Origin of the sequence: Chryseolinea sp. H1M3-3 (genome assembly GCF_029360725.1) — a bacterium.
In the GTDB taxonomy this organism is placed as follows: domain Bacteria; phylum Bacteroidota; class Bacteroidia; order Cytophagales; family Cyclobacteriaceae; genus Chryseolinea.
Genome location: NZ_JARKMY010000009.1, coordinates 487,591 through 509,886 on the forward strand (window position 1 = coordinate 487,591; position 22,296 = coordinate 509,886).

Here is a 22,296-nt window from a genome sequence, read left to right on the forward strand (position 1 = left end):
CTATTTTTTTACCAAAATCAGTCGATGAAGCAAAAGCGTCTTTTTCAATGCATCTGTTTTAAATCGGATAGTGATGGTTTTCTTAAACTCCTTTACTTCCAGATCCGCTATAAAAAGGTCTTTTATACGCGCTCCATTGGCGTCGTAGGTGGATATCCAATGAGATAATGGTGACTGGCGCTGCCACATTGAGAAGTCGCACCCTTCCGGGGTTTTCTGAATATCCAATAGCAGCCTGTAACTAGCATTAGGGATTTCGTTCAAAGATATTCTTAACCACGTATCATTTCCGGCTGTAAAGAAATAACTCTCACCTCCTGTTCCAAACTTCCACGTGGTCTTGATGTCGAGATTACCAAAAACATTGTAGTCCATCAGCTGTGGATAAATTACAAGTGTATCCGGTAAAAACACTTGGGTGCTTGCTGACTCAGGTTCTATGACTGATGCCGGGGGTTGATCAGCGTAATATAAACCAATCGATGTATACTCAACGGGAAAAGCATTGCCAACCGGACCATGTTCAATGCCATGGTAAAAACTTTTTGAAAAGGATATCTTATCCGACAGGAAGAGACGATAACCACCCGTACGGGCAAACGGCAATGAATAATCTAACGACCCGTGTAGGGGTAGACTCATTCTTCCATCCCACCTGTCGAGCATCGCATACCAGCCGCCGTTGAAATAATCTTCTGATCCGGTACCATGCATCCGAAAACCACCATCGATGGCGGTGGAGTCATCGCCTTCAAAAAAAATAGTCATTCCTGATTTTAGCCCCTGTGACTGTAAAACAGTGCCTACATAATGCCCTTTGCCTTTCACATTCGACAACACATGTTGTTTTCCTTTTGCGGGGCGATCATTAGTCCAATGCGCATAAAATTTTCCTTCCCGCTCTTCTATTCTTGATTGAGAAGAATGCCACACTTTTATATTTATCTTTGCTGGCGCTAAATTATTGTTGTCCTTCCTGTAGACAAATTCAATTTTCGCTGCGTTACCAAATGGCATGGGAAAGTAACAGTAATTTTTACTGCCTTGCGTTCCTAACAGCAAGCTTTGCATAGATGAAGATCCGAATGCAAACCCGAAAAAATCTGCTACGGGACAAAACACAGCAGGCTGCGGTTCATTGTCCCAGGTTATTCGAATGTCAATATTTTTGTTCAGCCCAGTGAAAACATGAATCGGTTCAATTTCGATTCCGAGGATCCTGCCGCCCTTGTAAGTCTCGAAAGCTGTCACCGTTTCATTCGGCTTAATCGTTATTTCTTTATGCGACTCGGACATCTCGCGGGGATAAAAATCACGAACAGACTTTTCATCCATACTCCATAGGCTCTCAATTTTTTGAAACGCTGATTTTTCCTCTGCAGAAAGATCCATCGAAAAATTTTTCACTTTTGTTCCTTCCGGATATAGCCGATATTGAATCTGATGAAATTGCATTCTCTTACCTCTTGAAACAATTCGGCAGCTTTTTTCAAACGTAATGGGCACGTAACAATAAAATCCGCCTAACTGGTTTCCACACAAGGGAGCTACGAAAGGAAACTCCTTTCCTGAAAACAGATCCATGTATTTAATAGAGAATGTTGGATGATCAGCATCAATATAAAAATCCAATGTATCTTCTGTTGGTGTCGGTGTCCATATCCTGTTAATAACACCGCTACCTTTGACATCAAAAATCACAAGACTGCTGTCAGCATTTCTTCTTAAAAACGAATACGTTCCATTGAAGCCATCATTATTTTTCCAGGTGGTATCATAGGTGGATACTTGTCCGTCATAAACGTTTTCAACGTACTGTGGGAGTGACGAGATATCATGAAAAACTTTTAGCTCATTCGATAAGGTGCCAACTCCCAACGGGATGTAGCCAAATGATTTTTGTATTTTTTTAGAACAGCTTCCTAAAACCAACACAAGAAATATTGCCAGTATGAATGATCGCCGCTTATAAAATCGAAGTGCGCTTCGAAATCCAAAAGCATGGATGAGACAGCGTCTTAGCGGCATCTTTGTCCTGGATAAAAAATCAAACATGATCATTAATTTGAAATACAAATTAGGGAGAATGGAGACATTCTCAAGGATGCGCCAGCTTTTGTTTTAGACTGAGGAATTGTAAAAAGCCTACGCTCTAAAATTACCGTAACAGAGTTTTCGAAGGATAGTCCGGGGTCGTAAGTACCAACTTGCCCAGGTAAGAGGCGAATCGCCATGCATGTCTTTTATGTCTGGCTTTGCACCTGAATCAAGAAGCAGCTGAATAATTTCTTCGGATGCAAAAGCCGCAGCGCGGTGAAGCGGTGTTTCTCCTTTGGTACGACAATCGCGCATGAAAGCTCCCGTCTCTACTCCATCATTCGTTTTGATGTTCGGGTTAGCGCCGTAACGAAGGAGTACTTTGATCACTTCATCAAACTTTGGTTGACTCGTCTTACTTAATGCTGCATGTAACGGCGTTTCGCCGGTATCGCGCAATGGAAAATTTACGGCTGCACCATTTTCAAGCAAGTATTCACATAGCTGCGCATGACCGTGGAAGGCAGCACCATTTAAATCAAAATTTTCACCTAACGAATGAAGAACCTCCCCATGCTGAATTAAAATCTTAATGGCACTCACATCTCCGAAGTAGCCACACCATTGGATTAATGAAACACCATGTTCATTCTTTGTTGTTGCCGGTTGACCTTCTGCAAGGAACTCAACCACTAAGTCAGTACGACCATCAACGATTTTATGGAGGAGATTTTTATTGTCAGTTTTCATAGGGTTGGTGGCGTAAGTTCGTCAGGGATAATGCTAATGAACCTAAATTACCCTAAAAATTTAAATCTCAGAAACACCGAAGTATCGATACCAGATTGCCACTAACCACCAGAACATTCAACCTGACAGAACACAAAAGAACCGCGCATAGACACCTGACTTCGCACATTAAGAACGGAAACCCCAACACTTCACTTCACCCACGCTTTCAATTCCTCGTACGGAATTAAAACTTCCGTGGGCCCGGCGGCATACGGTGCGATTTCATAGTTGTTATAGAAAAATACAATACCCTCTTTTTTGAAACCGTAATTTTTATTCAGCTCAAATTTATCTTCCGGAAATTCAAAATAGTTTTCACTTAAAGAAGCCGTGTCGGCTAATTGGCGGCTTTGTCTGAATATTTTATTTCCGGCACTTGTAAGTGCTTCATTGTATCCTGGCTTCAATAAATTATCTAAGGTAAAATCTGCACCTGTTCTTGGATTCAAGTTTATAAAATAAACGCCCGAGCCACCATGGGCGCCCCCGGTGTAGTATTCATCGTTAACAGAAAGACTCAGCAAGGAATCGGTTAATACTTCCACGTTGACGTTGGCTGTATAGTGCCACCCCCCAAAAGCCTCCGGAATTTCACTTTTGAAATCATCATAATCCTGAATGAAGATCCTACCTATCTCCTGCATACTTAAGCCCTGCGACTCAGGATTACCGAGCGATACAGCTGCATCAATTCGCTGTTTGATAACTTTTGTGACCATTGAATCAATGCCCGAAAATTCCGGGTAGGTAACTTCGAAATAAGCGCAAGCGAGTGTATCGGACTTACATCCGCCCTGTGATTCAATTCGAAACGTTTTAGTCTCAAAACTTATGGGCGTTTCCTTTTCTTCTTTCGGGCTACCGCATGAAAAAATTACAACGCACGGAAGTATAAAGCCAACAAAATACTTCATTCGAAATCTATTTTTTAAAAACTTCAGCTAACTTCTTTTCAAGCGCTGGTCCACGAAGATTCTTCGCGATGATTATACCATTCGGATCAAGCAACAACGAGAATGGAATACCTGTGATGTTATAAGTTTTAGCAGCTTCTGACTGCCAGTACTTTAAATCAGAAACATGTGTCCAGGCCAGCTTATCTTCCTCAATTGCTCTTAACCAATCGTCTTTTTTACGATCAAGCGATACTCCAAATACCGTGAACCCTTGATTCTTAAATTTATGAAAGACACGTACCACGTTGGGATTTTCCTGGCGGCAAGGGCCACACCATTTTGCCCAAAAATCCACCAACACATACTTACCTTTCATACTCGATAGTTTAACTACCTGGCCCGTTGTATCAGGCAGCGCAATCTCTGGTGCCGGCTGGCCGATGGCGATGGTCTTCATTTTATCGACCATGCTGACAAAGGCTTTCGCATGCTCGTAGTTAGGCCACTCTTTTCTTAGCTTGTTGGCTACTGCCAGATACGTATCAAAATGCTGGTCGGCATCGATGGCTTTGCTCTGCAAAAGATTGATAACACCGAGCGATGGCGGTTCCTTCTTTAAAAGGTCGGCGACCTGCTGTTGGCCTTTAGCGACCTCGTTCATATACGTTGCATGTAATTCCGCCATTTTAGCTTCATTTTTCACTTGGGCGGCTTCAGAATACTGTTGGCTGATCTTCGCCATTTCTGGTGACGATTCGACATCGCGCAAGATGGTTTGAGTCTTGCGGATGATATCGATATCGGGTGAACCTTTGATTTCAATAAAGCCGTTAGGATCATTACCATCCACGTTGATCTCCACGTTGCTTTTATATAAGATAAAATCAACATACTGTTTGTTGAAGAATGTAATCTTATAATAACCGGGCTGAGAAAGCTTAATCTTTTTCGAATACGTGTAATTGCTCTTTAACTTCACTGTATCCTGCCAGCCCATGCCGCCATTAATGATTTCCTGAATAAGAATCTGGCCTTGCTGTGGAAATCCGACTTTCCCACTCACCGTCACTTCCCAGCTATCCGCGCTCGCAGTAGCATTGGCGTCTTCCTTACTCGCCGACGAGCAGGAAAAGCAGAAAGCAAAAAGCAATAAACCAAATGTAAATAGCCTTCCTAAAGTGCGTCTCAAACTCTCGCTTCGGACGGTAAGCTCTAAGCTGTTTTCTCCTCTTATCATACCTCTTCTAATTTTTTTGTGATCAATGCATTTGCAACTTTCGGGTCTGCCTTCCCTTTACTCCTTTTCATTACCTCCCCCATAAACATACCGACAATTCCTTTCTTGCCATTTTTGTATTCTTCCACTTTCAATGGAAATTCTTTCAGCACCTCATCAATAATGGGAATGATAGCGTCCTGATTACTTTCCTGGATGAGGTTTAACTGCTGAGCAACTTCCAGCGACGATTTATTCGGGTTCTTTAACAACTCCGGGAATACACGCTGGGATGCCACAGAAAAGCTAATCTTACCAGAATCCACGAGCGCGATCAAATCGACCAACTCTTTTGGCTTAATAGGAAGTTCGTCTGCCGACAAACTCAGGTCATTCAGACAGGATTTAACCGGTCCCATTACCCAGTTGGAGGCAGCCTTATAATTCTTGGTAAGCTTGCATAATTCCTCGAAATACAGAGCTATATCTTTCGAGTCGGTCAACACTTGCGCATCGTATTCCGGAAGATTCAGTTCAGCGATGTATTTGTTATACAACTCGCGTGGAAGCGCCGGCATGGTGGCCTTGATTTCATTCAACCATTTGTCAGATACTTCCAATGGACTTAAATCAGGGTCAGGGAAGTATCGATAGTCATTTAATTCCTCTTTTGTGCGCATGCCAAAGGTGAGTCCGGTGGCCGCATCAAATGTTCGTGTTTCCGATGGAATCGTATTACCTTTTTCAATTTCTTCAATCTGACGCTCAATTTCGTGATCGATAGCGCGCTGAACATTTCGGATAGAGTTCATATTTTTTACCTCTACCTTTTTACCAAATTCCTTCGCTCCTTTCAACATTACTGAAATATTTGCATCACAACGCAAAGATCCTTCTTCCATATTACCGTCACAAATATCCAGGTAACGAACAAGTTTTCTGATTTCGGTTAAGTATGCATACGCCTCGTCGGAAGTTCGCATGTCCGGCTGACTTACAATTTCAATCAACGGTACGCCTGCACGGTTAAAGTCGACGAGTGTATCCGGCTCTGCAGCCAAGTGCATAGATTTACCCGCATCTTCTTCAATGTGAATTCGGTGCAATTCAACATTCCGCTCTCCTTCTTTAGTGTTGATGGTAACATAGCCACCTTTGCAAATGGGCGTTCTGTCTTGCGTAATCTGATAGCCTTTCGGAAGATCTGGATAGAAATAATTCTTTCGATCAAAGATGTTAAAGCGTGTTATTTCAGAGTGACAGGCAATTCCCATTTTTATCGCATACTCAACAACTTTTTTATTGAGTCGCGGTAGTGTTCCAGGATGAGCGAGCGTAACAACGCCAACATTTGTATTAGGAAGACTACCGTATGCTGTAGAGTCCGTATTATATATTTTACTCTTGGTTAGAAGTTGTGCGTGAACTTCCAGGCCGATAACTGAAATGTATTTGTCTCTGATTGATTTGTCCATATATTAGGCTATCAATTTACGAGCTTTTTCTAAAACAGCGTTTAATCCGTTCAAGTTCTTGCCGCCGGCGGTTGCAAAAAAAGGTTGACCTCCCCCACCACCTTCAATTTCTTTCGCGAGCTCCTTCACAAGGTTTCCTGCGTGATATTTATTGGTCAGCGCAAGTTTTTCACCGATCATCACTGTGACTTGCGGCTTACTTTCAACGTCTGCAGCCAGAATCAGCAGCAAATCATCAAATTGATTTCGCAAACCATAAGCAATGTTTTTAAGTGCTTCTGCATTAGCTACCGTTACGCGCTCTATAATCAAATGATAACCATTACTCTTTACTGCCTTTTTTGCAAGCTGATCTTTTAATAAGTTCGCTTGCTCTTGTTGGAAGAGCTCAACTTTCTTTTCCAGCGCATGCTTTTCCTCCAACAAATTCATGGTGGTGGTAATAAGGTCTTTCGGATTCTTTAATAATTCCCGCACCTTATCCAACACCCGTAGTTCTTCACGAACGTATTGTTCAGCCCCATCGGCCGTAATAGCTTCAATTCTTCTTACACCGGCAGCTACCGAACTTTCAGAAATAATTTTAAACAAACCGATCTGACCTGTCGCCGGAACATGTGTTCCACCGCAAAGTTCCACCGAAAAATCAGGGTCAAAAGTAATGACTCTTACAAAGTCACCGTACTTTTCGCCAAACAGAGCCATCGCACCAAGCGATTTTGCTTTTTCTATAGGTACATTTCGTTTTTCGTCGAGTTTAATGTTCTCCCGGATTTTTTGATTCACGATGTCTTCAACTTTTAGAATTTCATCATTTGTCATGGCCGTAAAATGCGAAAAGTCAAAACGCAAAATCTTGTCACTCACCAAAGAACCTTTCTGCTCTACATGCTTTCCCAATACCTGACGCAGTGTGGCATGCAGCAGGTGCGTTGCAGAGTGATTGTCCATCGAAAGCATGCGCTTTCTTTTATCTACTTGCGCGTGAAAAGTGGCATTTAAATTCTCAGGAAGTTTTTCAGCAAAATGAACGATCATTTCATTTTCCTTTTTTGTATCGATAATGAAAATTTTCTCATTTGCATTTTCGATGTAACCGATATCTCCCACTTGGCCGCCACTTTCCGCATAAAAGGGTGTACGATCAAATACGAGTTGAATGAGCTCTTTATTTTTTTGTTTGATCTTTCTGTACTTCACAATTTTCACGTCCGTACTCAAATGATCGTAACCGATGAATTCCGGTTTCTGATCTTCTCCAACCAAAAACCAATCGCCTGTTTCTTTTGCTGCGGCTGCCTTCGAACGTGACTTCTGCTTTTCCATTTCCGCCTTGAAGCCTTGCTCATCAACGGAAAATCCACGCTCGCGTGCTATTAAAGAAGTGAGATCAAGCGGAAAGCCAAAGGTGTCGTATAACTCAAATGCTTGTTCGCCACTAACAGTTTTATTCTTCAGGTCAGTCTCGATAATTTCCAATCGCTTTAAACCTTTTTCAAGTGTTCTCAGGAAAGATGATTCTTCTTCTAAAATCACCTTGCCCACATACTCCTTCTGTTTTTCTAATTCCGGAAATACATCTTTCAACTGGTTTCCTAAAACCGGCACTAACTTATGTATGAATGGCTCTTTGAAATTTAAAAATGTAAATCCATAGCGTACGGCTCTTCTTAATATCCGGCGAATAACATACCCTGCGCCCGTGTTAGAAGGGAGTTGACCATCAGCGATAGCAAATGAAACAGCCCGAACGTGATCGGCGATAACACGCATCGCTATGTCGGACTTCTCATCTTGTTTGTATTTTACCTTTGCGGCCTCGCCGATAAAATCAATGAGTGGTGAAAATACATCGGTGTCATAATTCGAAGTTTTCTTCTGAATCGCCATACACAAGCGTTCAAAACCCATCCCGGTATCAACGTGCTGTGCAGGTAATTTTTCAAGAGAGCCATCAGCTTTACGGTTGAACTCCATGAATACAAGATTCCAGATCTCGACTACCTGGGGATGATCATTGTTTACCAATTCTTTCCCGGGGATTCTGTTTACTTCATCTTCCGTTCTTAAATCGACATGAATTTCAGAACAAGGACCACAAGGCCCCATCTCCCCCATTTCCCAGAAGTTATCCTTTTTATTTCCATTCAGTATTCTATCTTCAGCAATAAACTGTTTCCAATAGTCATGCGCTTCCTGATCAAAACTTAAATTCTCTTTTGAATCACCTTCAAATACGGTGACATACAATCTATCTTTCGGAAGCTTATATACTTCAGTCAACAATTCCCAAGCCCATTCGATTGCTTCCTTCTTGAAATAATCACCGAATGACCAATTGCCTAACATTTCAAACAGGGTGTGATGGTAGGTATCAATTCCTACTTCCTCCAGGTCGTTATGCTTGCCACTTACGCGCAAACATTTTTGCGTGTCAGCAATCCGCGGTTGTCTGGAGGTGGCGTTTCCAAGAAAATAATCTTTGAACTGCACCATTCCTGAGTTAGTGAAAAGCAGTGTTGGATCGTTCTTTAGCACGAGAGGTGCCGAAGGAACAATTGCGTGACCTTTGCTGGCAAAAAAATCTAAAAACTTTCGTCTGATCGAGGCCGAATCCATGAATCTTATATTAATGCGCGTTAAACGTTGAATGAAAGCAAAAAAGCATTGTTGCTCAAGGCTAAAGATTAAGCAGAAACCCGAAGAAAGCAGGTTTTAAGCCATGAGCTGAAGCTTTTTGCTTTCTGCATTCCACTTTTTCCTATTCAACCCACAAAATTAGCGTCAATTACCGCTAAACCACCACGTATCCAGGATTTTTTTATTTCTTTGCGCCTAGATTTACGATGCGATACTACTTTTTTCTTTCCATTTTATTTGTCTCTTCTATAATAAGAGCACAGGAACGAGACACATTGTCTCAACCTTCCGATAGTCTTTCGATTTCTATCCATGTTGCTATTGATACCATTGCTATCGTCCCTGATACAGTATCTATTATTGGCGTGGGTGATATTATGATGGGCACCAACTATCCGGAAGATAAGTTGCCTCCAAATGATGGCGCTCACCTATTGAAAAATGTAGAGTCTATCTTAAAAGACGCAGATGTTACCTTTGGTAACCTTGAAGGCACATTACTCGATGAAGGCGGTGTACCAAAAAAATGCAATGACCCTAAAGTTTGCTATGCCTTTCGGACTCCTGTTCGATATGTGAATAATCTTGTGAGGGCAGGTTTTGATATGATGAGCCTTGCAAACAATCATGCTGGTGACATGGGAGACCCCGGCAGAAAGAGCAGCATCAAAACTTTAGAGGAAGCAAATATTTTACACGCAGGACAAGTTACACACCCTACTGTTATTTTTGAAAAGGACAGTGTCAAATATGGCCTGGCTGCATTCTCGCCGAATAGCAATTGTGTTGACATAAATGATATTGAAGGCGCTATTGAAATTGTGAAAAGATTGGATTCGATATGTGACATTGTCATTGTTTCATTTCATGGTGGCGCTGAGGGAGCAAAATTTGAAAGTGTACCACGCACGAATGAAATATATTATGGTGAAAACCGTGGAGATGTTTACAAGTTCGCGCATACATTAATAGACGCAGGTGCGGATATAATCTTCGGTCATGGGCCCCATGTTACACGTGCTATTGAAATTTACAATGAACGTTTTATTGCTTATAGCCTGGGCAACTTTTGTACTTACCGCGGCATCAGTGTGAATGGCGTTAATGGATTAGCGCCCATCGTCAAAGTGTTTACAGATAAAAAGGGAAAGTTTTTTTACGGAAAGATCATCCCTACTTATCAAACTTATGAAACCGGTGTCCGAATTGATCCTCAAAATCAGGTAATTAAGAAAATTCAAGAGCTTACAAAAAAAGATTTTCCTGAATCACCAATTCGGATTGACGAAAATGGTTTAATTACTTACCTTGCTCAATAACATGGCTTACAAGGAAAAAGAAATAGAAAAGCTTTACTACTCCATTGGAGAAGTAGCAGAAATATTTAGCGTAGCTCCATCACTCATCCGTTTTTGGGAATCGGAGTTCGAACTGATCAAACCGAAAAAGAACCGTAAAGGAAATCGGCAGTTCACCAAAGAAGACATTGATAGTGTCCGCACTATTTATCACCTGGTAAAAGAAAAAGGATTTACCCTTCAGGGTGCAAAAGAAATGTTGCGCAATGATACGCAAGCTGTGCGCGATAAAATGGAATTTATAGATTCATTAAAACGCGTTCGGGGATTTCTCGTTGAGCTCCGTGAAAAGTTACATTAAAAATTGTTAAGTTTTTTGTTGTTCGTAAGTATAGATAGATCCTTTCACGTTTTTATTGTCATAATTTTCTTCACCGTTGTCTATGGATCAAAGCCGGCTTTCTTTATTAGCCCTTCATTTTATTCCGGGAATTGGTAACTACATCATTAAGCAGTTGATCAGTTATTGTGGCAGTGCTGAAAAAGTTTTTAAAATTCCAAAAGGGAAACTTCAAAAGATACCAGGTATTGGTGATGTTACGGCAGACGCTATCGTAAAAGGTAAACCTTTCGCATTAGCTGAAAAGGAGTTCAAGAAAACGGAAAAAGAAAAAGTAGAGCTCATATTTTTTACAGACAAAAAATATCCTTCACGTCTAAAGCAAATTCCAGATGCCCCGACACTCCTGTATACTACTGGAAATATCGATTTTGAAAATCCAAAAGCAGTAGCAGTAGTCGGCACCCGAAAGTCAACTGATTACGGAAGAGATTGTGTTGAACAATTAATCTACGGATTACAAAAACATGATGCACTTATTATTAGTGGACTTGCTTATGGTATTGATATTCAGGCGCACAAACAAGCCCTAAAAAACGACTTACCCACTGTAGGCATTATGGGAAGTGGTATCGATGTGATGTATCCTGCATCACATATGGAAACTGCAAAAAAGATGTTGCTCAAAGGAGGTCTCGTTTCTGAGAACCCCATGGGAACAAAACCAGACGCTCACAACTTTCCCGCGAGGAACAGAATTATTGCCGGCCTTTGTGATGTCCTTGTTGTTGTCGAGGCGGCGCAAAAAGGTGGCGCATTGATCACTGCAGAAATTGCTAACTCTTATAATAAGGATGTGTTAGCCTTCCCTGGAAATGTTGGCCGCAGCTACTCTGAAGGTTGTAACAGTCTCATTAAAGCAAACAAAGCGCACCTGATTACATCCGTTAATGATTTGGAATACGTGGCAAACTGGAGTTCGGAAGTTAAAAATCCTGCAAGAAAAAATGAGCCCTTGTTATTGGAAGCTTATGAACCGGAAGAACAAACCATTTTAAGGGTGATGATGGAAAACAATAACCAATTGATGATTGATGAATTATGTTGGCGGTCGGGGTTGAACATTGGAAAGTTAGCTTCCTTACTGTTGAATCTGGAGTTTAAAGGTGTACTCTCCCCGTTGCCCGGCAAGGTCTATAAGATTGTAAAAGCTTGATAGATGTTTCGCCTAGGCGAATCGCGACGCCTTAATTTACTTCTTCCTGATTTTTTTGATTACACTTTTCTTTGATCGCTTCGTAAGCTTTATGGTCACCCAATTCTCCAGCTTTGCTGAGGTCGAGGCAGCCATTTTTTAAATCGCCAAAATTGATGCGAAGAATTCCGCGCATGTAGTAGGCATCCACATTACGGGAATTGATCTGAATGATCTTGGTACAATCATTAATCGCGTCTTCGTATGCCAATAAAAATTGTTTCGCCCTCCCGCGATTAAAATATGCTTCAATATAATTCTCATTTACGCCAATGGCTGCGCTATAGTCTGCAATGGCGCCATAGTAATCCTGAAGTTTCATCTTTACATTGCCACGCGCAAAAAAAGCATCGGCAAACTTTGGATTTTTTTCCACCGCGATGTTATAATCTTTCATGGCACCATGCCGATCTTCAAAGTTATCTTTGATATTACCTCGCAAGTAGTAAGCCGGCGAATAATTTGGATCAATTTCCAGCGCTTTATTAAGGTTTAATAATGCCTCCATGAATTCATTTTTTTCATAGAGTTCCCTGCCCTTCTGAGTTAAGTCTTTTGCATTCTGAGAAAAAGCAGAGGAAGAAAATAAAACCAACCCTACGATCACGTGATAACATTTCATTTCTATATAATTTATTCGCCTTTCATTTAAGCCAAAAGATGCGTGTGTAAAGTGACTTTGGACAATTATCCAATGCCAAACCAAGGCAAATTTTCGCACAACTACTTTGATAATTCGGGAAGGATCGTTACAAGGTAATATTTTCAGTGCTTTGGAAATATTTCCTCGGCCAACCGCAGCGCTAATGCAAATTCACTGGAATTAATGTGCGTGTTTTCGTGCTGAGCTTGTAAATACATAATAATTTCTTCCGTGGCAAGGTTACCCACTAACTCATCCTTCGCCATCGGACACCCACCAAATCCATGGATAGCGCCGTCGAATCTTTTGCAACCAGCCTGATAGGCAGATTCGATTTTTTCAATAGCCGTATGCGGCGTAGAATGCAAATGCGCACCGATTTCCAAAGTAGGATATTGTTGTGTGACAGACGTAAAAAGATAACGGATATTTTCTGGCGTTGACACACCAATGGTATCGGCTATTGAAATCACATCTGATCCCAACGTTTTTAAAACATCAACAAATCCTAACACCAAGTCAACATCATATGGGTCATTGTATGGATTACCAAAACCCATGCTGATGTAAGTGACTAATTTTTTGTTTGTCTTTACGCATTCAGATTTTATTTCTTCCAATACATTCAATGCCTCCCCGATTGACTTGTTGGTATTGCGCTGTTGAAATGTATCAGACAATGAAAGTGGAAATCCCAAATAATGTATTGCATCATATTTACACGCTTCAAATGCGCCACGCGTATTGGCAACAATAGCTAACAACTTCGTTTGGCTTTCACCTAAGGTCAACCCGTTCATAACTTCTGCAGTATCTCTCATCTGTGGAATGGCCCTGGCGGAGACAAAACTTCCGAAATCAATCGTATCAAAACCGACGCGTAACAGTTGGTTAATGTACTTGATTTTTATTGCTGTCGGAATAAACTCTTCCAGACCCTGCATGGCATCACGTGGGCACTCGATTATTTTCATAAAGCGATTTGTTGAAAGTAGAATATATAAAGCACTTAAATTTAAATAGAAATTCAGCCAAGTCTTCAACTACAAATGGTGATAATACCAACCGGGCTCTTTCTTAATATTAAGCACTATGCCGAAGATCTTTGACAAGAAGAAGCACTCGTAGCGAATAAAAGAATTTTTCGTTAACGCGTTTATTATTTGTGCCACGCCTCGCTTTGCCACTCAGAATTCTGCCATTCCAAAGCATTACAAGACCTATTGGCATCACCGAACCGCAAAAATTATCAAATAAAGTAAATCACCCTGAAAAGAAAATAGTAACGCTAAATCGGCCTCAAATGCATTTTGTCTGTTCCTGTTCTAATGGAACCAATTTTTGGTGATTAATTGATGAAAGAAACCAATCTATGATATGCCATTACCTGAATTTGGTGGTACACTGGGCTTAAAAAGGGCGGCTCATTTATTGAGAAGAGCAACCTTCGGGGCGACAAAACAGCAGATTGATTCATTTGCTTTATTAACGCCCACACAGGCAACTACGCAATTATTTGGGCAAGCACTGCCCGCACCTGTTTTACCGATTGATCCGAAGACCGGCCAAGAATGGGTAATATCAGGGATCACTGATGCCAACAGCGAAGATCTAGGTTCGCTACTACTGCGCTGGTTTGTCGGACAGATGATGAATCCATCGCTTGCATATTCCGCTCGCGAAAAAATTGTTTTATTTCTCCATACCCACTTTACCATGATCATGGAAAAAGTGAATAACACCCGTGCACTTTATTTTCAAAATGAACTCTTCCGTCAGTTCGCACTGGATGGCAATGTTGCTGACATCGACATAAATTTTAAAAAGCTAACGGTTAAAGTAAGCGTCGACAATGCTATGCTACAGTTGTTGGATGGCGCTCTGAATGTTAAAGGGAGCTTCAACGAAAATTATGCGCGCGAGCTTCTCGAACTTTACACAATAGGAAGAGGTCTTGACGCTAACCCTCCCACTACTTCGGGAGAAATAGGTGACTATGGTGTCTATCGGGAATCGGATGTACAGACCGCTGCAAGAATTTTAACGGGCTGGGACTACGATGACGAATTTTCAAATATCGACCCCGATACAAATCTACCAAGGGGTATCGTGAAAGGAAGTCCTACCAATGCTTCCGCACATGACAATGACACTACACAACCTAAACAATTCAGTGATCGTTTTACAAGTACATTATTCCCTGGAAATACGATAGTACCCGATCCGTTGCTCATGCCGGGCGGGAATCCAACAGAAGAAAGTGCGTTGGATGAAATCGCCAAACTCATCGATCTTATTTACGAGCAACCAGAAACAGCAAGAAATATTTGCCGCAAAATTTATCGATTCTATTTGTGGGCGCCGCATACCCAGCAGGAAGCACTTGTAGTTGAAGGTATCATTGATCAAATGGTAGATCTTTTTGTTTCTCCCGCAAATAATTTCAAGATCCAACCGGTTATTGAAAACTTGCTGAGGAGTCAACATTTCTACGAAGCCGCCGGAGGTGTTACCGACGATAGCTTCGGCGGGCTTATAAAATCGCCAATCGACCTGGTAGTTGGTACGTTGCGTTTCTTTAATGTGCAGTTACCCGATATGATGACCCAGACGGAACAGTACTATGAAGCGACAGGGCAAATACTCGATCATATTGTAAATCAGGGGATGAACTTCTATAATCCATACGACGTGGCCGGTTACGAAGCTTACCACCAGTACCCAGTGTACCATCGCTATTGGATCACAACAAACTCATTATCCAGAAGGTATGATTTCATCCGGACGCTTATCGATCCCCAGGGAATGATGGCGTTCAATGTGAACACGTACGAATATGTGCGCGATAATTTCGCTGCCGTGGCTGCTGATTCCGAAGCACTGCTGATTGCGCTTGCAACGTATCTACTACCACACCACGATGCATTGACATTTGACGACACCGCGGATGATACTTCGAGTTTAACAGCACCACGGCTGACGTATTTTAAAAATCGTTTTCTTACGGATGTTAGTATGAATCCTGAAGCATACTGGACCGACACCTGGAATCAGGGCACCGATATTGGCGAACTGCGCGAATGGCTCAACCGTCTTTTTGGTTCATTATTACAGTCACCGGAATATCAATTATCCTAAACGCTTCAAATCATGAACAAATCCAGAAGAGATTTTCTAAAAAAGCTTCCGCTGGCCATGAGCATACCTTTTACATTAGGAGGTATTTCGATGCGTGTTATGGGACAAAACGTATTGACGCGTATGGCAGCCGCCAGTCAGAATGATCGTGTGCTGATCATCCTTCAGATGCATGGCGGTAACGATGGATTGAATTGTTGTATTCCGGTGGCGAAGTACGATGAGTACTACAGCAAGCGGGCAAACATTGCAATACCTGCCGCTAACAGTCTAAGAAAATATGTAGAGCTGGACAGCACATTACCAGAAAGTTCTCGCATCGGACTTCATCCCGACATGCTTGCAATGAAAGCGATGTATGATCAGGGACGGATGGCGGTAGTTCAGGGTGTCTCTTATAAAAATAATAATGGTTCACACTTTCGTGGACGCGATATAACATTTATGGGTGGATCGTATGACGACTATTTTCAATCCGGTTGGGTAGGTCGTTATTTACAAGGTGAATATGCACCTTACCGATATCCCGAAGAATTTTTAAATCCGAATTTTCCGGAAAATGAAATGATCGACCCGCTCGCCATTGAAATTGGTGGTGATGTGTCATTGCTATTCCATCAAGAAGGAAATATTCCAACATCATTTACACTATCAGGAAACGGGCCAGATGATTTAACCAATCTGGAAGGTTTCTTTGAAGATCAAACGGTAGACCCACGCGGAATTCCACCTGAGTATTTAAAAGACTCCTCGTACTACAAAGAGCTCAAGTGGATATTGGATCTGGAAGACAAAACTGAAGACTACACGAAACGACTCCGTGATGTCCTTAATGGCACTTCCCCATCCAGCGTGGTCTACCCTTCTTCTTATCCGTTCAACGCACCCAATGGCAGCAAGACTAATCGCCTAAGGGAACAGTTGATGTTAGTAGCACGACTACTCGCCGGCGGATGTAAAACAAAAGTGTTCCTCGTCAAAATCGGGGGATTCGATACACATGCCGATCAGGTAGAAAAGTATGACCCGACTATGGGAAGTCACGCCGCACTCATGTACCATGTGTCAACCAGCATGAAAGCATTTCAGGAAGATCTGAGGGCGCGTGGACTTGAAGATCGCGCGTTGACGATTACTACTTCAGAGTTCTCACGAAGAGTTGGGTCCAATGGCAGTTATGGAACCGATCATGGTACTGCCGGTCCGATGTTTATTTTTGGAAAGGGTGTTAAGCCCGGTGTCGTTGGTGATGCTTTTCTTACCAATGCTTCCGGTACAAATCTAGCCATGCAGTATGACTACCGGGTGGTCTATGCAAACATCCTTCGTGACTGGATGCTGGTCGATGACGGTAAACTGAATAAAATATTTCCGGACGGAAATTTTGAAAACGACGACACAAAAGGTCTGATGACCACCGGAACTTCTGACGGAACAATATTCCAGGAACTTCCACTCGCCCAACAAGTCATTCTTGGTACCGAAGGATTTATCGGCGAACGTTTTTCGCTTGAAGACTGCTATCCTAATCCTGCCAGGGATAAAACCACCGTCCATTTTAAAGTCAACAGTTCTTATCATGTTAACGTTGATCTTTTCAACAACGATGGAAAGAAAGTACTAAACATGGTCGATGGTATTTATAACCCCGGTGAACATAAAGTGGATGTGAATATTTCAGGACTTCCCGCAGGACACTATATATATCAATTAAGAACAGGTTTTTATAAAGAAGCTAAGAAGCTGGTGATTTTAAAGTAGCTAACTTAAACTCAAAACATCAGCGAGACTTAACACCTTAACACTTTTGGACCAATGAAAAGACTTTCTCTCCTTTTACTTTGCTGCCTGATCATCACCGCTGGAGTGGCTCAGGAAAAAAAACGAAAGAAACCTGCATCGCCTGCATACAAGGAAAAGAAAGCGAAGGAGGATGCAAAATTTCTGAACAAACAATGGTGGCTTGGATTAAAAGCCGGACCTAACTGGTCAAAGGTTGGTGTGGAGAAATCGTACAGTGTCATTGCACCAACCAACTATGAGTTCGATCACATTGCCAAGCAGTATAAGAACTATGATTTAGTCGGCTCGCAGGCGACGTTGGAGGTAACTTTTTACTTTAAGGGATTCTCATTTAGCTTCCAGCCAACTTATCAACACAGCAGGTTTCTGTATACAAACTCCTATGAGTGGACGTCGGACATAGAAACAACAAATCATGTTGAACTGGACTTTGAGCAAGAACAAAAAGTTGACCATGCGATTATTCCTTTAATCGTAAAGTATGACATCATGGGAAACAAGATTCGTCCATATGTTCAGATCGGAGTTTACTCCGCAATGCTGATCAACGCGAGTAAATCGGTATCAGTAAAAGGTATAGATAATGCTGCAGGTGGTGTGAACGAATTCACTGAGGAGACGATCAACCTCGGAGCGAAAGATCTTTTTGCTAAAAATCATTGGGGTCTGATGGGAGGCGTTGGTTTAAACTACAACTTAGGAAACAATGTTCGCCTGAACTTTGACGTACTGTATCGGCATGGAATGAGTAACATCGTTTCGACCAAAAACCGTTATGACAGCGATCGCTTATCAGGAGTTGGGGACGTTATGGATGATCTCACGCTCGATAATTTAAATATCTCTATCGGATGCCTCTTCCCATTACGCTTTTTATCCAGTGGCTTCAAAACATTAGATCTAAAATGAGCTGCGTCATGAATAAAAGAATATTAATACTTATCACACTTCTTGGCGGCTTCATGTTTTCATGTACCGAAGAATCTAATCCGGCATTCGATACCAATAACTTCACCAGTATTTTTGACAACAGTAAGTTTGATGCTTCTTATTTTCCTATTGATATAAGACAGACACCAGATGGCGGCTACTTGGTTTTAGGCGGCCGCAAATTAACCAATTCGAATTTTACTGGTATATATTTATTGAAAGCCGACAAATTCGGAAAATTCGTTACCGAAATTGAGGTGGAGGAAAGCTCCGTCAATCCTATTGCTAAGTTCGCGGCATATCAAGACAAGTATTATTTCTTTTGCATGGATGCTGTAACACAAGAGGCGCAACTTGTTGACGTAGATGCTGATCTCAGTGCAGTTAACATTACACCGGTGGAAGGAGGTCTTACTTATCCGGCGGCTTCGTCGTTCGAAGGAGATGAGTTCGTACTCTTAAGCTATAACAATGGCAGTAAGGAATCAGTGATTTCTTTAGTAAGTGTTTCAGGAGCGCTACAAATTTCAAAAGGATACAGTATCGGAACCGGAGAAGATATTGAAGAGCCTATTATCAATCATTTTATCAGAACCGGCAGACAATATCCATTTGAAGTTGGTCGTGTCGCCGGCAGCAGCCTCTATTATTTTAATGGCTTCTACAATTATACGTTTTCATTAGTCTTCACGAATATCACTTCTGATGATCCGATAGGAGTTGTTCAAGGTCAACAGGATGATGGAGGTTTTAGCGCAGTCACGTCTCTTGGAGGAAGCAAGTTTGCTACATCACGATTCAACTTTGGCGACAACTACCTTTTACCTAACAAAGATTTGTCTACATCAGGAAATACGTCGAGTACCGATCTTGGTGGATACAGCTTGCCAGAGATGGTTGAAAATGCTGAAGTCAAGATTTTGCGCGCATCTATCGACAATAAAAATGTTTTGATCTACGGCACGGATACGAAAACAAAACAAATCGGACTTCTATTTTACGATGAAGCGGCCGGGACGTTTATCAGCAGTAGATACCTGGGTTTCTCTAACCCGTTTGAGATCGCCAGTCTGACACAGACAGCCGACGGAGGACTTGCGGTATGTGGTACTACCTATTTAGCGGGTCGCTTTCCAAGAATATGCATCTTTAAATTATCAAAAGACAAGCTTGCTGAAAATGTAAATTGATTGCGTATGACTTGAGCAGGATAAAAGCTATGGGGAACATAGCTTTTATTTTTTTATGCATCATGTCGATCCTTTGGCGCCTTCCTGATCACTCAATACCTTCGCGTTATTAACATCCGTTAAATTATTCTCATGACGATCCAACAAAATGTAGATCTTTTTCCCTACAACACGTTCGGAATACAAGCAACAGCTAAATATTTTACAACAATCAAGTCGGTTGAAGAAGCTAAGAGCCTGTTTGCATCTGAAATTTTTAAAAAAGAAAAATATTTTATCCTCGGCGGCGGAAGTAACCTACTCCTGACAAAAGATTTTGACGGATTAGTCATCAAAGTAGAGATCTATGGAAAAGAAATTGTCCGTGAAGATGATTCAACTGTCACTTTACGTGTCGGCGCCGGAGAGAATTGGCATGCGTTTGTGATGTATTGTGTGGATCGAAATTATGGTGGCATCGAGAACCTTTCACTCATCCCAGGTACGGTTGGAGCTGCTCCGATGCAAAATATAGGTGCATATGGGGTAGAAATAAAAAAAAATATTTTGGGTGTTGAGGCAGTCGAAATCAGCACAGGTGATGTAAGATATTTCGATAACGAAAGCTGCAAGTTTGGTTATCGCGAAAGCATCTTTAAACAAGAATTGAAAGACAAATTTTTGATATCAAGTGTTACTTTTCAACTCACAAAAAAAGATCATCAATTCAATGTTAGTTATGGTGCTATTGATGAAACATTGAAACAACTTGGCGCAAAAAATTTATCACTCAAAGCAATTAGTGATGCCGTGATTTACATTCGTAGTAACAAATTACCTGATCCCACACGCATCGGTAATGCTGGAAGTTTCTTTAAAAATCCTTCAATACAAGCTGATTTAATGGATTTTATTAAGAAGGATTTTCCATCGCTTCCATCTTATCCATCAACAAATGGTCTTGTAAAAATTCCTGCGGCGTGGTTGATTGAACAATGCGGATGGAAAGGAAAAACTTTTGACAACATCGGTGTTCATCAACATCAAGCACTCGTGTTAGTGAATTACGGTGGAGGTAAAGGAGAAAAAATTTGGGAGCTCGCGATGAAGATTAAAGAGAGTGTGAAAGAAAAATTTAACATCACTCTTCAAGCAGAAGTGAATGTAATATAAGTCATGAAGTTGATCACTTCTTCTTTTTTTATGATCCGAAAAAAAACGCTGAATGAAAAATTTTTTGCGAAAAATTTTTGCGAATAAAATATTTGTTATAACTTTTCGTATCGTTTAACACAAAAATAAAAAACGCTATGGCAAAAACAGCGAAGAAAGCAGCAAAGAAAGCAGCAAAGAAAACTGCTAAGAAGGCCGCTAAAAAGAAGAAGTAATTAGGCAAGGCCTAAGGAAACTTTGCGAGGGGAAGTAAATTAGATTTACTTCCCTTTCGTTTTTTATACCACTTCGCTCTCCTTGAATAGTCAACATCATCACCTAATTTCAATTACCTTCCTTAATAACGGGAACCTCACTCCGGATAACTTCCAAACAATACCTCCTCAAACATTTCTTCAAGGCATCGCATATTCACATAGTGCAAGGAGTTTCATTTCTCAGAGCGCGTCGGACTTACTTTAGGGTGAGGTGTGATTACTCAGCAGATGAAACCTCGGTTACGAAATGAATGATTGCCGTATATCGAGATAACGCTTACTACTATCCGTAGCAAGTCGACGAAAACAAACAAGTGAATCTTATTCGGGTTTATAAATACGCTTTCAATATCAAGTGGATCCTTTGGTAGAAATTGGCTCGCAGTGAACATGCATCGAACCATTGTTCAACATCTTTTCCTTATTCCTACAAAAAAGTCGAGCCATCGTTTAGTTCAGCTTGAACTTATGTTGGCTGATGAACAGCCTTCGCGAACTTGACGGTAACAACTAATTATCGTTAGTCCTTGATATGTGTCGCTCGGTTCTATTGATGCTTACCTAAGCCCGTCGCCATTTCCAATATTGGACACGAGGATCTAGACGACTTACTATATATTCAACGGAAACTAATTCACCAGATACAGCAGGTAGACTTGGACCATAGACTTCTTCACAACAACATTTCACCACCGCGACATTTTTTAAACCGTAGTACAAAATTTCTGTTTAACACTTAGGGTACTTCATTCGGTTGCATAAAATTATATAAATCAACCACTTGTCTTACCGACTTAACACACGTAACTTTCGAAAAAAAAAATTAACCCACACTATTATGGCTAAAACAGCAACAAAAACTGCAAGCAAAGCTCCAGCAAAACGAGCAACAAAAACAACGACGGTTTCCGAATCAAATCCAGTAGTAAAAACTACAGAAGCTGCGTTAGAGAAATTGAAAACTCTCGGACTTGACAATCAACTTCAGGCTGACTTAGAATGGTGCATCGGCAGCTACAAAGCAGATAAGAATCCCATTGGCTTATACGAAATGGCACGACGCGCACTTGCTGTATTTAAAGAAAATAAAAACAATAAAGGCGTTACCGCTAAATTAATCAGTGATTTAGAAAAGGTAATTCAATAATCCGCCTGTGGCGGACTGATCATTTCGTTTTTCGCAAAATAATAATTCACATCTGGATCATCACCACGGATGAAAAGGGATAGAATT

Annotated in this window: 17 protein-coding genes; 9 read left to right on the forward strand and 8 right to left on the reverse strand. The window is 41.3% G+C overall.

The genetic code is table 11. The features are described from left to right. From P2W71_RS16635 to alaS, 6 genes are all read right to left on the reverse strand, one after another. Positions 1-2,055 carry a glycoside hydrolase family 172 protein gene (locus P2W71_RS16635; protein ID WP_276372418.1) on the reverse strand — a complete coding sequence of 685 codons (2,055 nt, stop codon included), beginning with the start codon at positions 2,053-2,055 and terminating at the stop codon, positions 1-3. A 90-nt stretch (positions 2,056-2,145) separates the two neighbouring features. Continuing rightward, the gene (locus P2W71_RS16640; RefSeq protein WP_276372419.1) at positions 2,146-2,787 is read right to left on the reverse strand and encodes an ankyrin repeat domain-containing protein; all 642 of its coding nucleotides are present in this window, start codon (positions 2,785-2,787) and stop codon (positions 2,146-2,148) included. Between the two features lie 191 nt (positions 2,788-2,978). Continuing rightward, positions 2,979-3,743, reverse strand: coding sequence for a DUF3298 and DUF4163 domain-containing protein (locus P2W71_RS16645; RefSeq protein WP_276372420.1), 765 nt, complete (start codon positions 3,741-3,743; stop codon positions 2,979-2,981). A 7-nt stretch (positions 3,744-3,750) separates the two neighbouring features. Continuing rightward, the gene (locus tag P2W71_RS16650) at positions 3,751-4,962 is read right to left on the reverse strand and encodes a TlpA disulfide reductase family protein (protein WP_276372421.1); all 1,212 of its coding nucleotides are present in this window, start codon (positions 4,960-4,962) and stop codon (positions 3,751-3,753) included. Then, positions 4,959-6,416, reverse strand: a complete 1,458-nt coding sequence (gatB, locus tag P2W71_RS16655; protein WP_276372422.1) for an Asp-tRNA(Asn)/Glu-tRNA(Gln) amidotransferase subunit GatB — start codon at positions 6,414-6,416, stop codon at positions 4,959-4,961. Before gatB ends, P2W71_RS16650 begins: the two co-directional genes overlap by 4 nt. Before the next feature lie 3 nt (positions 6,417-6,419). Beyond that, the gene (gene alaS, locus P2W71_RS16660) at positions 6,420-9,035 is read right to left on the reverse strand and encodes an alanine--tRNA ligase (protein ID WP_276372423.1); all 2,616 of its coding nucleotides are present in this window, start codon (positions 9,033-9,035) and stop codon (positions 6,420-6,422) included. A gap of 227 nt (positions 9,036-9,262) precedes the next feature. Between alaS and P2W71_RS16665 the strand changes: the two genes are divergently transcribed. The 3 genes from P2W71_RS16665 to dprA all read left to right on the forward strand — a co-directional run bounded on the left by P2W71_RS16665 (position 9,263) and on the right by dprA (position 11,910). Next, positions 9,263-10,375, forward strand: coding sequence for a CapA family protein (locus tag P2W71_RS16665; RefSeq protein ID WP_276372424.1), 1,113 nt, complete (start codon positions 9,263-9,265; stop codon positions 10,373-10,375). Between the two features lies 1 nt (position 10,376). After that, complete coding sequence (locus P2W71_RS16670) at positions 10,377-10,715, forward strand: MerR family transcriptional regulator (RefSeq protein ID WP_276372425.1); 339 nt, start codon at positions 10,377-10,379, stop codon at positions 10,713-10,715. An 82-nt stretch (positions 10,716-10,797) separates the two neighbouring features. Next, the gene (dprA, locus tag P2W71_RS16675; RefSeq protein WP_276372426.1) at positions 10,798-11,910 is read left to right on the forward strand and encodes a DNA-processing protein DprA; all 1,113 of its coding nucleotides are present in this window, start codon (positions 10,798-10,800) and stop codon (positions 11,908-11,910) included. 31 nt (positions 11,911-11,941) lie between these two features. On the opposite strand, the gene P2W71_RS16680 is transcribed toward dprA, so the two are convergent. Both P2W71_RS16680 and P2W71_RS16685 read right to left on the reverse strand, forming a co-directional pair. Next, on the reverse strand, positions 11,942-12,571 hold the full coding sequence (locus tag P2W71_RS16680; protein WP_276372427.1) for a tetratricopeptide repeat protein: 630 nt from the start codon (positions 12,569-12,571) through the stop codon (positions 11,942-11,944). 143 nt (positions 12,572-12,714) lie between these two features. Next, on the reverse strand, positions 12,715-13,566 hold the full coding sequence (locus tag P2W71_RS16685; RefSeq protein ID WP_276372428.1) for a hydroxymethylglutaryl-CoA lyase: 852 nt from the start codon (positions 13,564-13,566) through the stop codon (positions 12,715-12,717). A 403-nt stretch (positions 13,567-13,969) separates the two neighbouring features. Here P2W71_RS16685 and P2W71_RS16690 point away from each other — a divergent pair, with 403 nt between their 5' ends. The 6 genes from P2W71_RS16690 (at position 13,970) to P2W71_RS16715 (ending at position 22,209) form a co-directional block, all read left to right on the forward strand. Continuing rightward, the gene (locus P2W71_RS16690) at positions 13,970-15,730 is read left to right on the forward strand and encodes a DUF1800 family protein (protein WP_276372429.1); all 1,761 of its coding nucleotides are present in this window, start codon (positions 13,970-13,972) and stop codon (positions 15,728-15,730) included. Positions 15,731-15,742: 12 nt separating this feature from the next. Beyond that, positions 15,743-17,491 (forward strand): DUF1501 domain-containing protein, encoded by a 1,749-nt coding sequence (locus tag P2W71_RS16695; protein WP_276372430.1) that lies wholly within the window; start codon positions 15,743-15,745, stop codon positions 17,489-17,491. Between the two features lie 54 nt (positions 17,492-17,545). After that, positions 17,546-18,442 carry an OmpW family outer membrane protein gene (locus tag P2W71_RS16700; protein ID WP_276372431.1) on the forward strand — a complete coding sequence of 299 codons (897 nt, stop codon included), beginning with the start codon at positions 17,546-17,548 and terminating at the stop codon, positions 18,440-18,442. A gap of 8 nt (positions 18,443-18,450) precedes the next feature. Then, on the forward strand, positions 18,451-19,653 hold the full coding sequence (locus P2W71_RS16705; protein ID WP_276372432.1) for a hypothetical protein: 1,203 nt from the start codon (positions 18,451-18,453) through the stop codon (positions 19,651-19,653). Positions 19,654-19,785: 132 nt separating this feature from the next. Further along, positions 19,786-20,805, forward strand: a complete 1,020-nt coding sequence (gene murB / locus P2W71_RS16710) for a UDP-N-acetylmuramate dehydrogenase (protein WP_276372433.1) — start codon at positions 19,786-19,788, stop codon at positions 20,803-20,805. A 1,095-nt stretch (positions 20,806-21,900) separates the two neighbouring features. Beyond that, positions 21,901-22,209 (forward strand): hypothetical protein, encoded by a 309-nt coding sequence (locus P2W71_RS16715; protein WP_276372434.1) that lies wholly within the window; start codon positions 21,901-21,903, stop codon positions 22,207-22,209. Positions 22,210-22,296: the final 87 nt, after the last annotated feature.